This window comes from Clostridium sp. AF21-20LB, assembly GCF_003478795.1.
GTDB lineage: Bacteria > Bacillota > Clostridia > Lachnospirales > Lachnospiraceae > Otoolea > Otoolea fessa.
Genome location: NZ_QUGD01000006.1, coordinates 90,969 through 106,771 on the forward strand (window position 1 = coordinate 90,969; position 15,803 = coordinate 106,771).

15 protein-coding genes and 1 pseudogene are annotated in these 15,803 nt (G+C 49.5%); 14 read left to right on the forward strand and 2 right to left on the reverse strand.

Translation table 11 applies throughout. From position 1 onward, the window contains the following. Positions 1-35: 35 nt before the first annotated feature. The 3 genes from DWX76_RS05175 (at position 36) to DWX76_RS05185 (ending at position 1,782) form a co-directional block, all read left to right on the forward strand. Positions 36-383 carry a response regulator gene (locus DWX76_RS05175; protein ID WP_333490920.1) on the forward strand — a complete coding sequence of 116 codons (348 nt, stop codon included), beginning with the start codon at positions 36-38 and terminating at the stop codon, positions 381-383. A gap of 91 nt (positions 384-474) precedes the next feature. Further along, a complete protein-coding gene (locus DWX76_RS05180) occupies positions 475-1,299 on the forward strand; it encodes a Cof-type HAD-IIB family hydrolase (protein ID WP_107001580.1) in 825 nt (274 codons plus the stop codon). A 168-nt stretch (positions 1,300-1,467) separates the two neighbouring features. Continuing rightward, positions 1,468-1,782, forward strand: coding sequence for a YerC/YecD family TrpR-related protein (locus DWX76_RS05185; RefSeq protein WP_022359748.1), 315 nt, complete (start codon positions 1,468-1,470; stop codon positions 1,780-1,782). 280 nt (positions 1,783-2,062) lie between these two features. Here DWX76_RS05185 and DWX76_RS05190 read toward each other — a convergent pair whose 3' ends face one another. Beyond that, entirely contained in the window at positions 2,063-2,677 is a 615-nt protein-coding gene (locus tag DWX76_RS05190) for a DUF1836 domain-containing protein (RefSeq protein WP_022359749.1), read from the reverse strand. Positions 2,678-2,922: 245 nt separating this feature from the next. Here DWX76_RS05190 and DWX76_RS05195 point away from each other — a divergent pair. The 4 genes and pseudogenes from DWX76_RS05195 (at position 2,923) to DWX76_RS05210 (ending at position 7,859) form a co-directional block, all read left to right on the forward strand. Further along, positions 2,923-5,360: pseudogene (locus DWX76_RS05195) on the forward strand (UvrD-helicase domain-containing protein). 161 nt (positions 5,361-5,521) lie between these two features. After that, the gene (locus DWX76_RS05200) at positions 5,522-5,815 is read left to right on the forward strand and encodes a hypothetical protein (protein ID WP_022359751.1); all 294 of its coding nucleotides are present in this window, start codon (positions 5,522-5,524) and stop codon (positions 5,813-5,815) included. Positions 5,816-6,077: 262 nt separating this feature from the next. Beyond that, positions 6,078-7,457: a 23S rRNA (uracil(1939)-C(5))-methyltransferase RlmD gene (gene rlmD / locus DWX76_RS05205; protein ID WP_022359752.1), complete on the forward strand. Its 1,380-nt coding sequence runs from the start codon at positions 6,078-6,080 to the stop codon at positions 7,455-7,457. Positions 7,458-7,481: 24 nt separating this feature from the next. Beyond that, positions 7,482-7,859: a hypothetical protein gene (locus tag DWX76_RS05210; RefSeq protein WP_182429731.1), complete on the forward strand. Its 378-nt coding sequence runs from the start codon at positions 7,482-7,484 to the stop codon at positions 7,857-7,859. On the opposite strand, the gene DWX76_RS05215 is transcribed toward DWX76_RS05210, so the two are convergent. After that, positions 7,837-8,646, reverse strand: a complete 810-nt coding sequence (locus DWX76_RS05215; protein WP_107001577.1) for a YihY/virulence factor BrkB family protein — start codon at positions 8,644-8,646, stop codon at positions 7,837-7,839. The genes DWX76_RS05210 and DWX76_RS05215 overlap by 23 nt on opposite strands. 290 nt (positions 8,647-8,936) lie before the next feature. Between DWX76_RS05215 and DWX76_RS05220 the strand changes: the two genes are divergently transcribed. The 7 genes from DWX76_RS05220 to hflX all read left to right on the forward strand — a co-directional run bounded on the left by DWX76_RS05220 (position 8,937) and on the right by hflX (position 15,639). Next, entirely contained in the window at positions 8,937-9,878 is a 942-nt protein-coding gene (locus DWX76_RS05220; RefSeq protein ID WP_118570250.1) for a metallophosphoesterase, read from the forward strand. A gap of 160 nt (positions 9,879-10,038) precedes the next feature. Continuing rightward, on the forward strand, positions 10,039-10,857 hold the full coding sequence (locus tag DWX76_RS05225; RefSeq protein ID WP_117795115.1) for a segregation and condensation protein A: 819 nt from the start codon (positions 10,039-10,041) through the stop codon (positions 10,855-10,857). After that, positions 10,841-11,449 (forward strand): SMC-Scp complex subunit ScpB, encoded by a 609-nt coding sequence (gene scpB / locus DWX76_RS05230; RefSeq protein WP_118467432.1) that lies wholly within the window; start codon positions 10,841-10,843, stop codon positions 11,447-11,449. The genes DWX76_RS05225 and scpB overlap by 17 nt, the downstream gene beginning before the upstream one ends. A gap of 181 nt (positions 11,450-11,630) precedes the next feature. Beyond that, on the forward strand, positions 11,631-12,812 hold the full coding sequence (gene gltS, locus DWX76_RS05235) for a sodium/glutamate symporter (protein ID WP_107001574.1): 1,182 nt from the start codon (positions 11,631-11,633) through the stop codon (positions 12,810-12,812). 301 nt (positions 12,813-13,113) lie between these two features. After that, the gene (locus DWX76_RS05240) at positions 13,114-13,545 is read left to right on the forward strand and encodes a dUTP diphosphatase (protein WP_117795742.1); all 432 of its coding nucleotides are present in this window, start codon (positions 13,114-13,116) and stop codon (positions 13,543-13,545) included. A gap of 19 nt (positions 13,546-13,564) precedes the next feature. Then, complete coding sequence (locus DWX76_RS05245) at positions 13,565-14,374, forward strand: tetratricopeptide repeat protein (protein WP_118570237.1); 810 nt, start codon at positions 13,565-13,567, stop codon at positions 14,372-14,374. A 14-nt stretch (positions 14,375-14,388) separates the two neighbouring features. Beyond that, the gene (hflX, locus tag DWX76_RS05250; RefSeq protein WP_022359760.1) at positions 14,389-15,639 is read left to right on the forward strand and encodes a GTPase HflX; all 1,251 of its coding nucleotides are present in this window, start codon (positions 14,389-14,391) and stop codon (positions 15,637-15,639) included. Positions 15,640-15,803: the final 164 nt, after the last annotated feature.

Sequence of the window (15,803 nt, forward strand, 5' to 3'; positions counted from 1 at the left end):
GAAAATTAAAATACGGATAAAAGAAAAAAATACTGATTGTAGATGACGCGGAATTTAACAGAGATAGGTTGAAAGAAATTCTGGGAGAAACATATGATTATCTGGAAGCAGAAAATGGAAGTCAGGTCATTCAGATGCTGGGAGAAAATGTTGGAATTGATCGGATGCTTTTAGACATCAATATGTCACAGATGAATGGCTTTGATGTTTTGAAATGGATGAACCAAAGTCAGTGTATTACGGAAACTCCTGTAATCATGATTTCTTCGGAAGAACCGGTTGATACGATGCGTAAAGCATATGACATGGGAATCACGGATTATATCATCCGACCGTTTGATCCTGTGATTGTAAAGAAAAGAGTTCAGAATACCTTGCATTAAGTAATGTGGCATGTTGCTAATTGACAAATTCACCTTTTCCAAGTATCGTATATACGTGTAATAGTATGTATGATTTGAATGTGGAGTAAATATGACCGAAAAACATAGTTATGAGATTATCGTCCTGGATCTGGACGGAACCTTAACAAACAGAGATAAGGTGATTACGCCAAAGACGAAGCAGCGTCTGATGGAGCTTCAGGAGCGCGGAAAGAAGATTGTACTGGCGTCCGGGCGTCCGACGCCAGGGGTGCTGCCGCTTGCGAGAGAGCTGGAGCTGGCAAAATATGGCAGTTATATTCTGTCGTTTAATGGAGGCAGGATCACGAACTGCAAAACCGGCGAGATCATATTCAGCCGTTCCCTGCCGCAGGAGGCGAATCAGAAGATTATACGCCTGGCCGAGGAGGAACAGGTGGGGCTTTTGAGTTACGATGAGGCGGGGGCAAAGCTTCTGACGAACCAGAGTGACAGTCCCTATGCAAAGTTGGAAGCGCGGATCAACGGCATGGAGTTAGTACAGGTGGACGACATGGAAGCTGCGATCACGTATCCGGTACCGAAATACCTGATGATGGAGGATGGAGACTACCTGGCGATGGTCGAGCCGCGCGTCAAGGCGGCAATGGGGAAGAATTTCAGCGTTTACCGTTCGGAGCCGTTTTTCCTGGAGGTGCTTCCGAGGGGCATCGATAAAGCACAGTCGTTAGAGCGCCTTCTTTCTCACATCGGGCTTTCGCGTGAGCAGATGATTGCCTGTGGGGACGGCTACAACGACCTCACAATGATTCAGTATGCCGGATTAGGCGTAGCGATGGAGAATGCGGTGCTTCCGGTGCGGAAAGCTGCAGACTTTATTACCTATTCCAACAACGACGACGGTGTGGCTCATGTGGTGGAGAAGTTTATGCTGTAGAAGATTTGGCAGATTCGCATAAATGTATATTGCGTGAACAGATGAAAAATAAAATATTCATAAAAATAGGCAAGATACTAGACTTTAAAACTTTAATATGTTAATATAAGAAAAACGGAAAAATGAATATACTTTCGGAGTACATATTAAAAAGGAGTGCCTTGCATTATGAATAAAAAACTGAAAACCGAAGCTGTGGATCATTTGTTCCAGGCGATTCTGACACTGAAAAATACCGACGAATGCTATAGCTTTTTCGAGGATGTATGCACAGTTAATGAACTTTTATCATTTTCCCAGAGATATGAAGTAGCGAAGATGCTGCGCGAGAAGAAGACATATCTGGAGATCGCGGACAAGACCGGCGCATCGACAGCGACGATCAGCCGTGTCAACCGTTCTTTAAATTACGGAAGCGACGGATATGATATGGTATTTGCGCGTGTGAAAGAGCAGGAAGAGGCGGAGAAAACGGAAGCGTAAAGCGAAGTAGGAATATACGCACGATAGATAAAGCGCGTACTTTCATAGGTATGGCAAACCAACCTGCCAAAGATGGACAAATTTGGCTTGGGGTGGAAATGTCCCAGGAGCTGGCAGCTGGTTGAATGAAAGATAAAAAGAAATGAAAGAAAAAAGACATTGAAAGAATTTCCACAAGGGGAAGTGATTCCAGTGTCTTTTTTATCGTGTATGATGCAATGGGTTGAAATTTTTGTTGTTTAGCCTGTTTTTGAGTGTGGCGGTACAGCGGAAGTGCTGCCTATTTCTTCTTCTTCGGATTCACCGGCGTCTCCTGCCGGAGCTGTTCCGCCAGGATTTCAATCATCTGTTTTTTCAGATAGACATCAAACGCCAGCTCACTGATAAAGGCGAACAGCTGTAAATACTCGCGGTCTTCACAGTCATAGTCCTTGAATGTCTGGCTGGCGGCGTCAAATTTTGCCATGACGTCTTCCTGCAAGCGCTTGCGCTGCCCTTTTTCCAGCGAAAAGATTTCGTTGTAAAGCTCTTCTAATTCCGGGCTGGAACCATGGGAAAAGTGGTGCTCGCTGATGGGCGAGAAGAGCTGCTCAATATCCCGAAAGGATATCACATTTTTAAAATAATAAATCAGAATCAGCATCAGCAGATGATTCTTGGAGTAGCGTTTTTTGACGGGCGGCGGCAGCAGGTTATTTTTGGCATAGTTATTGATCATGGTTTTGGTCAGGATCTTATCCTCGCCCAGCCATTTGGAAGTGTTCAGGTGGCTGTCCATGAAGGTCGTGACCTGATCCATATATAAATCAATACCGGGAATCTCCGACGGATGCACCCGGGTCAGACTATCAACATAAGCCAGCAGATCCTGCAGGCGTTCTTCGTTTGATTTCATGTATGTACCTCGCTGCGTTGAAATTCGAAAGCTGCGAAACAGGGAGGCGATTTTGGCGCTTCCGCTGTCATGAACTCTCTATGTGATATTATATAGTTTTGAAAACCAGATAGCAAGGAGAAATTTAAAATCAATGAAAATTCCGTGACATCCAAGAGAAAATAGATTATACTAGAGCGTATTCGAACATACTTTTTGTCATTAAAAATAGATTATATAAGAGGATAGAAGGGAACGAAACATATATGAGCAAATACGACACACTTAACCCGATGCAGCGGGAGGCGGTTTTTCACACGGAGGGACCTCTCCTGGTTCTGGCAGGCGCCGGTTCAGGAAAGACGCGCGTCCTGACACACCGGATTGCGTATTTAATCGAGGAAAAACGGGTGGCGCCGTGGAATATCATGGCGATCACATTTACCAATAAAGCGGCGGCGGAGATGCGCGAGCGTGTGGATAAGATTGTGGGGGAAGGCGCGGAGGCGATCTGGGTCAGCACGTTCCATTCGAGCTGCGTTCGGATTCTGCGCCGGTTTATCGACCGTCTGGGATATGACACGAATTTTACTATCTATGACGGCGACGACCAGAAAACGCTGATGAAGCAGGTGCTCAAGAAAATGCAGGCGGATCCGAAGCAGTTTAAGGAGCGGGCGGTGCTGTCACGGATTTCTGCGGCGAAAAATGACCGGATCACGGCGGATGAGTTTGAGCAGCAGGCGGGAGCGGACTTCCGGGAGAAAAAGATTGCTCAGATTTACCGGGAATACCAGAAAGAACTCAAGAAGAATAATGCCCTGGATTTCGACGATCTGCTGGTGAAAACGGTAGAGCTTTTCGAGGCAAACGCGGATGTGCTGGAATATTATCAGGATAAATTCCGGTATATCATGGTGGACGAGTACCAGGACACGAACCTTGTACAGTTTAAGCTGGTCGATCTGCTGGCAAAGAAGTACAGAAATATCTGTGTGGTCGGTGATGATGACCAGTCGATCTACAAATTCCGCGGGGCAAATATCGAAAATATTTTAAGTTTTGAGAAAGCATTTCCGGGCGCACGCGTTATCAAGCTGGAGCAGAACTACCGTTCCACCCAGAGCATCCTGAACGCGGCAAATGAGGTGATCCGCCACAACCGCGGCAGAAAGGACAAGACGCTGTGGACGGCGAATGACGAGGGACCGAAGGTGCGCTTCCGTCAGTATGACACGGCATACGAGGAGGCAGACGCCATTATCCGTGATATTGAGCGTGAGAAAGAAGAGAAAAATGCGGAATATTCGGATTTTGCCGTGCTGTACCGTACCAATGCACAGTCGCGTCTTCTGGAGGAAAAATGTATTTATTACAGCATTCCGTACCGGCTGGTCGGTGGCGTCAATTTCTATCAGCGCAAGGAAATCAAGGATATTCTCTGCTATTTAAAGACGATTGCGAATGGGCGCGATGATCTGGCGGTTCAGCGTGTTATCAATGTGCCGAAGCGCGGCATCGGTGCGACCTCGATCGGAAAAGTGACGATCTATGCGTCTGCCAATGGCATGAGCTTTTATGATGCACTGCTGCGCGTGCGCGGCGTGCCGACGATCGGCAAGGCGGCGGATAAGATCGAGAAGTTTACGGAGCAGATCGAAAACTTCCGGTCGCGGCTTTCGGCCCTTTCGATCCCGGAACTTATCGAGGCGATTCTGGAAGAGACGGGATATAAGAAGGATCTGGAGGCGGAAGGCGAGATCGAGGGAGAAACACGTCTGCAGAACGTGGAAGAGCTGGTTAATAAGGCGACCGGCTATATGAGCACGGCGGAGGAACCGACGCTGGACGGATTTTTGGAGGAGGTTGCGCTGGTAGCGGATGTAGATAGCCTGGACGAATCCGAAAACAGGATTGTCCTGATGACTTTGCACGGCGCAAAAGGTCTGGAATTTCCGTATGTCTATTTAAGCGGCATGGAGGACGGGCTGTTTCCGAGTAGCATGTCCATCTTTTCGGATGATAAGGACGCCATCGAAGAAGAACGGCGTCTCTGCTATGTCGGAATCACCCGTGCGGAGAAAGAACTGACGCTGACGGCGGCGAGACAGCGCATGGTCAATGGAGAAACGCGGTTTGCGAAGGTCAGCCGCTTCATCGAGGAGATTCCGCCGCAGCTTCTGGACGAGGAAGATCAGCCGACCGTCTTTGAACGGGCTACTGGTATGAGCCGGGGCGGACGCGGATTTGAAGATTCGGGGACTTCTGGCTGGACAACGGGCAGCTTTGGTGTATCTGGCGCGGGAGACGGCGATCGGGTGCGGATTGGCGGAATGTCTGGAAAACACCCTCTTTCAGAGAACGATGCCGCCTGGGAGCGCGGCGCAGCCCGGATGAGCGGCTGGGGCGGTGTGAATGGTTCCGGAAGTGCTGGTTCTAGCCGCACGCTGGATCCATATAAGAGCGCTTATAGTTCCAGCAGTCGTCCAGCCAGCCCGGCACCGTCATTTGGCAAGGCATTTACGGTCCAGAGGCCGACCATCTTTCCTACGGCGAGGGCGACCGAGTCCGCCACCTCAAATTTGGCGAGGGAACGGTGCAGAAGATCGCGGACGGCGGCAAGGATTTTGAGGTGACGGTTAATTTTGACCGCGTGGGCGTGAAAAAAATGTTTGCTTCATTTGCAAAACTGGTGAAATGTTAGACCGTGTTTGCCGTATTGTTACGGTACACGTATGCGAAAACAGTAATGCCGTATTAAAACATTTTCGCCAGATCCAATAAAAAATATAGTAAAATCGGCTGAGAGATGGTATAATAAAATCAAGAATTGCGGATCAAAACGCGGGAAAGGATGTGGAGTGTATGAATAAATTTGATATGATGAGCAAAGATGCGCTCTCCAGAGTAGAAGAGATCATGAATGCAACCAAACTGAATGAATTCCTTCACAGAAAAGAAGAAGAGGAGAAACAGAAAAACTGTATTCTCTGGATTTTAGCCATTATCGGTATTGTAGCAGCAGTTGCAGCGATTGCATACGGCGTATATCGTTTCTTTACTCCAGATTATCTGGAAGATTTCGAGGACGACTTCGATGATGATTTCGACGACGATTTCTTCGAGGATGAGAGCGACGAGAAAGAAAAGAAAGACTGATTGTGATAATTTAGTCAATGAATCAGAATAAATACTGCGCGGAACCGGAGAATCGGTTTCACGCAGTATTTTTTATGCCATAGGAAAGTTTGTAGATAAGTTTGTATTTTTTTATATCTTGGAAAAAGAAAAAAATTCCTGTATACTATAAAGATATGAATTAGAACCGCAGATGGAAATTAGCTGTGAGTTGAAGAATCATTTGCAGTTGGTGATTATAGTGCGGTAAAAGCCACTGAGAGAAGGAGCTATATAGTTATCAATGAAAAAAGGTGAGATTTACGAAGGAACTGTAGAACGGATTGAGTTTCCAAATAAGGGCGTAGTTGTGATAGATGGAGAGAAAGCGATCGTCAAAAATGCGCTTCCGGGACAGAAGATCCGGTTCCGTATCAATAAAAAGCGCGGCGGTCGATGCGAGGGTATGCTTTTGGAGGTTGTCGAGCACTCAAAGTTAGAGACGGCAGAGGATGTATGCCCGCATTTCGGTATCTGCGGCGGATGTCTTTATCAGCCGATTCCGTATGAGGAACAGCTTGCGATCAAGGAAAAACAGGTTCGTTCCCTTCTGGATGCGGTATGTCCGGAATATGAGTTTGAGGGCATCTTAGGCAGCCCGCTGGTGCAGGGCTACCGGAATAAGATGGAGTTTTCCTTCGGTGATGAGGTCAAGGATGGTCCTATGTCGCTGGGAATGCACAAGCGCGGCAGTTTTTATGATGTGGTTACAACCGGCGAATGCCATATCGTGCATCCGGATTTTTGCAAGATTCTTGTCTGTACAAAAGAATATTTTGAGGAAAAGAAAGTTGGATTTTATAAAAAAATGCAGCATACCGGCTATCTGCGCCATCTTCTGGTGCGCCGTGCGATCAAGACAGGGGAGATTCTGGTCGATCTGATCACGACGACACAGACGGACACCTTTGAGGGAACCGAGGAAGCACTTTTACGGGGATGGACGGAGCGCCTGCAGGCACTTCCTATGGAGGGAAGCTTTGCGGGCATTCTGCATACTAAAAATGATACATTGGCGGATGCCGTAAAAGATGAGGGGACGGACATTCTGTTCGGACGCGAGCATTTTTACGAAGAGCTTTTAGGGCTGCGGTTCCAGATCTCGCCGTTTTCTTTTTTCCAGACGAACTCATTGGGCGCGGAGGTGCTGTACGAGAAAACGCGTGAGTATGTGGGTGAGACGAAGGGAAAAGTCGTATTTGACCTTTACAGCGGCACCGGCACGATCGCGCAGATCCTCGCACCGGTGGCGGAGAAAGTAGTCGGCGTGGAGATTGTCGGGGAAGCAGTCGAGGCAGCCCGTGAGAATGCGGCGCGCAACGGACTTGGCAACTGCGAATTTCTGGCGGGGGATGTCCTCAAGGTGGTGGACGAGCTGGAAGAAAAGCCGGATCTGATCGTTCTGGATCCGCCGCGCGACGGAATCCATCCGAAGGCGATCGGAAAGATTTTGAATTTTGGCGTCAGCCACATGGTTTATGTGTCCTGCAAACCAACCAGCCTTGCGAGGGATCTGGAACCGATCCAGGCGGCAGGATATCAGGTGGATAAGGTGTGCTGCGTGGATATGTTCCCGCATACTGCCAATTGTGAGACGGTGGTTTCATTGACGCGGAAGAAATAAGATCCCAAAATGGATGTGGGAAAAATGGATGAAACAAAAGAGAATGAAATAAAACCAGATACAGCAGATTGCCAGGTACAGGAGACAGCTGTGCAGCGCCGGAAGAGGGAGACTTTACTGCGCGAACAGACGCCGGATGCCCTGTGGGAAGCGATTCTTGCATTTGAAGGGGCAATATTTTACACGGCGAAAGGGCTGGAATATTCGTACACGATCCGGGGAAACGAGATGTTTGTCAGCCGGAAAGAAAAGTCGGTTACGCGTGCAAGCATCCTGGTGGCGTATAAAAAAAGCGCAGGAGCTTGGCTGCGTGACCGGACCAAAGCAGCTGGGAGTGTTTGGGGCAAGCTATCTGTATCCGGTGTTCCTGAGCTGGGGATTATCTGCGCCAGTGCTGGTTGATTTCCGCACCGAAAAACAGGATGCAGATGCAGGCGTACAGCCACAGCATCAGGATCACGACGGCGGTCAAGCTGCCGTACATATAAGAATAATTACTGAAATGGTTGAAGTAGATGGAAAATCCGTAGGAACATCCGATCCATCCGACGGTGGAAATCAGCGCACCGGGAAGCTGGAGACGGATATCCTGCCGTTCATAGGGCAGCCAGGTGTACAGCGCGACGAAAAAGAGCGTCAGCAGCGCCAGCGCAAGAAACGTCCGGAGACTAATCAGGCAGGAAACGAATCTGTCCAGCATCGGAAAGTAACGGAATAGCAGGCGCTGCAGGGAGGAACCGAACACCATCAGAACTAGGGAGAAAATGCACATCAGGAGAAAAACAATGGTATAGCCAGAGTTGATGATACGTCCTAAAAGGTAATTTCTGCGCTTGCGGCAGCCGATGATCCGGTTTAAGCCGCGCTCGATCCCAAGCATGCCGCGGGCAGCCGACCAGATGGTTGCCACGGTGGTAACCGAGAGCAAGGCGGCCGGGGATACAGTCTGGATGTCCTGGATTACCGATTCAATCAGCGGGTGGATGCTGGAGGGAAGAAGCTGTGTCATCACGTGCATCAGATCCTCCGGGCTGACGGCGGGGATGAGCTGGATCAGCGTCAGCAGAATCATGATAAAAGGTGCGGCAGAGAGAACGATAAAAAAAGAAGCCTGGGCGGCGTACACCGTGACTTCGTCTTTGATGAAATCGTTGTAAATCCGTTTACAGTTCAGGAGAAAAGAAAGCATGAAAAACCTCGCTTGATTTATGTTATTAAGAAAATATCCGTAACTGGCTCATTTCCCTTTGAAAAATGGCTGACGATAGGTGAATGCCATTTCAGTGTTGTTAAAAGTATATTATCATGAGGTCGAAAAAATAGCAACGGATTTGCCTGTCTTGACGAAAACACCGGTTTCCCGTATGATAACAGGATAGAAATGATTCGGGTCTGCAGGGCATAAGGATGGCAGTGATGCGGACAGCAGCAAAAATCAGCCGGCAGCCAATTGGAAAATGGGACATGGGAGGAAACAAAATGATCGCAATCACAGCATGTGCGGCGGCACTGGCAACCGTGACAGTGGGGCTTTTGCTCCGCTCGGAATATGAAAAAAAACATTTTGTGACCGACCAGTATGAGATAGAGAGTCCGAAGCTGCCGGATGGCGCTGCGTTCCGCTGCGTATTTTTGTCGGATCTGCATGATAATGTGTATGGAACGGACAATGAGCCGCTGGTGGCAGCGATCCGCGCATTCAAGCCAGATGCGGTGCTGATCGGCGGCGATATGATGGTCTGTAAGGGAAAAGGAGATTTAACCGTCACAGTATCGCTTCTGGAAAAATTGACCTCCTTTGTGCCGGTTTACTATGCGAACGGAAATCATGAGGAGCGGATGAACCGGGAGCGGGATGTGTACGGAGATTTGTATGATCGGTTCCAGATAGAATTAAAACGTCTGGGGGTTCATTATTTGTCGGATCGGAGCGAGGAGATCAATCCGTGGATCCGGGTGACTGGGTGCAATTTGCGGGAGATATATTATAAGCATCATTTCACGGTGCCGGAACTGCCGATGGAAGAGCTTTCGGAGCGGGTTGGAACTGCGGCAGAGAAGACGTGTTTTCAACAGATGAAAGAATCGTTTTTTCCTGACTTGGCGGAAAAGGAGCGAGAAGCCGGACATGAAATGTATGAGATATTATTATTTCATTCTCCCCTCTTTTTTGAGACCTGCCGGAAATGGGGCGCGGATCTGACGCTTTGCGGACATTTCCACGGCGGAACCATCCGGATCCCGGGGCTGGGAGGCGTGATGACGCCGCAGTACCAGTTTTTCCTGCCATGGTGCGCCGGACGGTTTGATGCGGACGGAAAGACGATGATTGTCAGCCGGGGTCTTGGGACGCATTCGATCAATGTGCGGCTGAATGACCGGCCAGAGCTGGTTTGTGTGACGTTGCGGGGAAAACAATAGAGAGATTCTGGTTATTGTACACGGGTAGGCACTTTTGGAACCGAAAGTGCCGTAAGAAAACGTGGTGGCAGCAGGAATAACTCTTCGGCACAGGTGGATGTATACGGAATTTGGTATATGATTGTAGAAAAAGCTGGCTAAAAGAAGGAGTTCGGAAAGAATGGAAATTTCCTATAAATTAGATAATTTTGAAGGACCGTTGGACCTGCTGCTTCATCTGATTGAAAAAAATAAAGTAAGTATTTACGATATTCCGATCGTCTTGATTACGGAGCAGTATCTGGAATATGTTAATCAGATGGATCATGAGGATCTGGATGTGGTCAGCGATTTTCTGGTGATGGCGGCGACGCTTCTGGACATCAAATCGCGGATGCTCCTTCCGAAGGTGGAAAAAGAAGAGGAAGAAGACGAGGAAGATCCGCGCGCCGAGCTGGTGCGCCGGCTGTTGGAATATAAGATGTATAAATATATGGCGCAGGAGCTGGAAGAGCGGGAGCAGGAGGCAGAGCTTCTCTTTTTTAAGGAACCGACGATTCCCCGGGAGGTGGCGAAATATGAAGAACCGCTGGATCTGGACAAGCTTCTGGATGGTCTGACGCTGGCAAAGCTGCAGAAAGTGTTTGACGCGGTCATGAAGCGGAATGCCAATAAGCTTGACCCGGTGCGAAGCCGGTTCAGTACGATCCGCAGGGAACCGATCAGCCTGGAGCAGAAGGTAAGGTCGGTGCTTTCTTATGCGCGGGAACACCGTCATTTTAAATTCAGCGATGTGCTGGAGAGGGAATCCGATCGCCTGGAGATAGTCGTGGCGTTTCTGGCAGTGCTGGAGCTGATGAAGATGGGACGGATTCATCTGGTGCAGGAAAAATTGTTTGATGAGATGCAGCTCGATACGGTGGATGTGGATGAAACGGAAGACGAGGCAGAGCTGGAACTTTCGACGGAGGAAGGAGAAGAGTATGCCAGAATTAGATGAAAAACGCGAGGAAGCCATCGTGGAATCGGTTCTCTTTACAATGGGAAAATCGGTTGAGCTGCGCCAGCTTGCGGCGGCGCTCGGGACGGATACAGAGCGCGCGGAAGCGGCGGTCAGACGATTACAGAGCCGTTATGAGGCAGAAAAGCGGGGCATGCAGATCACGCAGCTGGAGGACAGCTGGCAGATGGCGACCCGCGCGGAATATTATGAGAATCTGATCCGGGTGGCAGCAACGCCGAAGAAGCAGATTTTAACGGATGTTGTGCTTGAGACACTCTCGATCATTGCTTATAAACAGCCGATCACGAAGCTTGAGATTGAAAAGATCCGCGGGGTTAAATCGGATCACGCGGTCAATAAACTGATTGAGTACAATCTCGTTTACGAGGTAGGGCGTTTGGATGTGCCGGGACGTCCGGCATTGTTTGCGACGACGGAGGAATTTTTGCGCCGGTTTGGAGTCGGATCGACGAAAGAACTGCCGGAACCGGCACCGGGACGAATCGACGAGTTCCGCATGGAGGCGGAGGAAGAGCTGAAGTTTGAGGGGAAACTGCCGGAAGAGGCAGAGAAGGAAATGAAATATTAACGTTTTCTTAACAATATTCATTCAATTCTGACATTAACAGATTCTTAACATCATATTTCTGTATTTTCTTGTAACTTTTTGTAGCCAACGTGGAAAATGAGGTCAACACAAACAAACAAGCAGCTCTTTCAAATCGCTACATAAATGAAAGAAGCCAGCAAAACAAAAGGGGGAATTGTTTATGTTGACACTTGAGCTTGATATGTATCAGGCGTGTGCTCTTGGCGCACTGGTCTACTGTCTGGGAAGATTGCTTGTACAGAAGCTGCCCTTCCTGAGCAAGTATTGTATACCGGCTCCGGTTGCGGGCGGTGTCGTATTTGCATTCGCTCATCTGGCGTTGTATGCAACAGGAGTTCTGGAGCTTTCCTTTGATACAACCTTACAGAGCGTATTTATGACGATCTTCTTCTGCAGCGTCGGTTTTACCGCCTGCTTCCGTCTGTTAAAGAAGGGCGGCGTTCAGGTATTTATGTTTCTGGCGCTGGCAGTTGGTATCTGTATCGTGCAGGATGCAGTCGGCAGCGGTCTGGCAGCAGCGTTTGGTCTGAATCCGCTTCTCGGCTTATGTATGGGTTCTATGCCGTTAGTTGGAGGTCACGGAACGAGTGGTTCCTTCGGACCGCTTCTGGAGCAGGAATACGCAGTTGTAGGCGCAACTACAGTTGCCTTGGCATCCGCTACATATGGTCTGGTATCCGGCAGTATGATGGGTGGTCCTATCGCCCGTGCCCGTGTTGAGAAACACCATCTGAAATCAACCGCAGCCGAGGAAGGCAATGCAGTTGACGAAGTAGCATCGCCGATCGACGGTCAGAAATTCACCACCGCGGCTGTATTCCTTGCAGTTGCAATCGGTGTTGGTACCTTCATTTTCGCGTTCTTTAAGAGCATTGGTCTTACATTCCCGACTTACATCGGTGCGATGCTGGCAGCAGCCGCTATCCGTAATATCTGGGATGTACAGCACAAAGATCTTCCGATGGAAGAAGTTGACGCACTGGGCGGTCTGTCCCTGAACCTGTTCTTAGCGATGGCAATGATGAGCCTGAAGCTGTGGCAGTTAGCAGCTCTGGCACTTCCGATGATTGTTATCCTGTTAGTTCAGACGGTTGTTATGTTCCTGTATGCAAACTTCCTTGTATTCAACATCATGGGCCGTGATTACGAGGCAGCTGCTATGACCACCGCATTCTGTGGTTTCGGTATGGGCGCAACCCCGAACGCAATGGCAAACATGAGAGCACTGGTAGAGCGCTATGGTCCGGCTCCGCGTGCATTCTTCATCGTACCGTTAGTAGGAAGCTTATTCGTAGACTTCTTTAACTCCATGGTACTGACTACTTTTATGAACCTCTTATAATTTGACGGCTGGTTCAGCAAAGTATCCATTTAAAATATTCTGATATTGAAGTAGCTCCAACCTATTTCCTTCCCGGCGGTTCTGGATTTCCAGGCCGTCGGGATTTTTTGCGCGCAACGAGCGAAAGTCCGTGCCTGCACGAATTAATACTTTCGGAAAACGCGCGCGTGTGGTATTATAGAGAAACTGGAAAGTTGAAAAATATTTTTCGGGGAGGTGCTTTGTGAAAAACAAACCTGCAAGGCAGCCATTACCGGATAAAATGTGACATAAGAAAGGATTTCATACAGATATGAACAGCATGAACATAAAGATCAAATATTTCACAGACGCCATTGACCGCCTCGCCTACATTGACGGCAAATCTGACTGGATCGACCTGCGTGCGGCGCGTGAGGTGGTGCTGAAAAAGGGTGATTTTGCCCTGATTCCGCTTGGCGTGGCGATGGAGCTGCCGAAGGGCTATGAGGCGCATGTAGTTCCGCGCAGCAGTACCTTTAAAAATTTCGGCATCATCCAGACCAATCATATGGGTGTGATCGATGAGAGCTACTGCGGGGACAACGATCAGTGGCATTTTCCGGCATATGCGCTGCGTGATACAGTGATCCATGTCAATGACCGCATCTGCCAGTTCCGCATCATGGAGCATCAGCCGAAGATCGTATTTGAGGAGACGGAGAAGCTTGACAATAAAGATCGCGGCGGGATCGGAAGTACGGGAAAGAATTAATAAAAAGGTTTGGTAAAAAATGAAGCAGATAAAGAGGTTAAAACGAGAAAAAGTAAGTCTTTTTCTGGCGGCAGCGGTGCTTTCACTGGGCATCCTTTCCGGCTGCGGCGGTGAATCGAAGGAAGCGAAAGAGGCGCGTATGACCGGAATTGAGCAGTTAAATGCAGGTAATTATCAGGATGCGATTGATTCGTTTGGAAAAGCGCTGGATGAGAGCGATGGGATCGTCAATTCTTTTGAGCTGGATGTTTTAAAATACCGCGGCGAGGCAGAATACAAACTGGCGGATTATAAGGCGGCAGCGCAGACCTATGGAATTCTGGCGGAGGTAGACGGCGGAAAAGCGGAATACCTCTATTATAAAGCGGCATCGGAGGCAGCAGACGGACAGGCGGAGGATGCCGAAAAGGATTTTGCGGCAGCGGAGGAAAAGGCGAAGAACAGCAAAAAGAGCAGCGCCACGGCTCCGGGTGTGAGTCTGGCGTTTACGGCGCTTGCGTCGGCGGCGCGGGATGCCGGGGATAGTGAGCTCGCAGCCCAGTACTGCAATCAGGCGATCGAGCGCGGCGTGTCAAGGTCGGAGATTTATAATCAGCTTGCGATCAGTGAAATGGAGGCTGGCGATTATGAGAGCGCGATCTCCCATTATGAGGAGGCGCTTTCGCTGGCGGACAGTGAGACGGCGCTGGTAATCCGGCAGAATATTGCGGTTCTCTATGAGAAAGAGGGCGATTTTGCGAAGGCGCTGGAACAGTTTAAGGAGTGCCAGGCAGCCGGTGTGGACACACCGGAGGTGCAGAAGGAAATCCGTTTTCTGGAAAGCCGGTAAATATTGGAGGTAATATGGCAGAATTGTTCGATATGAAAGAACTGGAGGAGCGCGTCATTCTGGTGGCGGTCAGCACCTCTGATGAAGATGATACGGAGGCGTCCCTGGATGAGCTGGAGGAACTGGCGGATACCGCCGGGGCGACGGCGATCGGGCGTCTGGTGCAGAACCGGGAGAAGATTCATCCGGGCACCTATCTGGGCAGTGGAAAGATCGGGGAACTGCGGGAGATGGTCTGGGAAATGGGCGCAACCGGCGTGATCTGCGACGATGAACTGTCCCCGGCACAGCTTCGCAATCTGGAATCGGCGCTGGATACGAAGGTAATGGACCGGACGATGGTCATTCTCGATATTTTCGCGGCGCATGCGACGACGAGCGAGGGAAAAATCCAGGTTGAGCTGGCACAGCTGCGTTACCGCGCAGCGCGCCTGGTCGGACTGCGCAGTTCCCTGTCCCGTCTGGGCGGCGGTATCGGTACGAGAGGACCGGGTGAAAAGAAACTGGAGATGGACCGCCGTCTGATTCATGAACGGATCGGGCAGCTAAAGTCGGAACTGGAAGATGTCAAACGCCACCGCGAGGTGACGAGAAAACAGCGCGACCGGAAATATACGCTGTCGGCGGCGATCGTCGGCTACACGAATGCCGGTAAGTCAACGCTTTTAAACACCCTGACGGGTGCAGGAATCCTGGCACAGGATAAACTGTTTGCGACGCTGGATCCGACGACGCGTGGATTAAAGCTGGCGAGCGGACAGGAGATCCTGCTGACAGATACGGTCGGATTCATCCGCAAACTGCCGCACCATCTGATCGAGGCGTTCAAGAGTACGCTGGAGGAGGCACGTTATAGTGATATTGTCCTCCATGTGGTCGATGCGTCGAACCTGCAGATGGACACGCAGATGTATGTCGTATATGATACGTTGCGTCAGCTGGAGATCGGCGATAAGACGGTGGTAACAGTCTTTAACAAGATGGATCAGGTGGAGCAGCCGGAGACGCTGAAAGATCTGCATTCTGATTATCAGGTGCAGATTTCCGCGAAGACGGGCGCGGGGCTGGATGAGCTGAAGGATATTCTGGAAATGATTCTGCGAAACCGCAAGATTTATCTGGAAAAGGTATTTTCCTACCAGGAGGCTGGACGCATCCAGACGATCCGTAAATACGGTCAGCTTTTAAAAGAAGAGTACCGGGAAGATGGCATTTACGTGGAGGCATATGTGCCGACGGAGCTCTACGCAGGGCTGATGCGCTAACAGGCAGATGATAGGTTACTGTGTTACGGTTCACGCATACGTGCCCAGTAACGGAATTTGCCGTGGCTTCGCATTTCAATACGGCAAATTCCTGCTGCCACCACGTTTTCTTACGGCACCTTTGAAATTCCCGGGAATTGACTTTTTATTTTAAATTTGTTAGA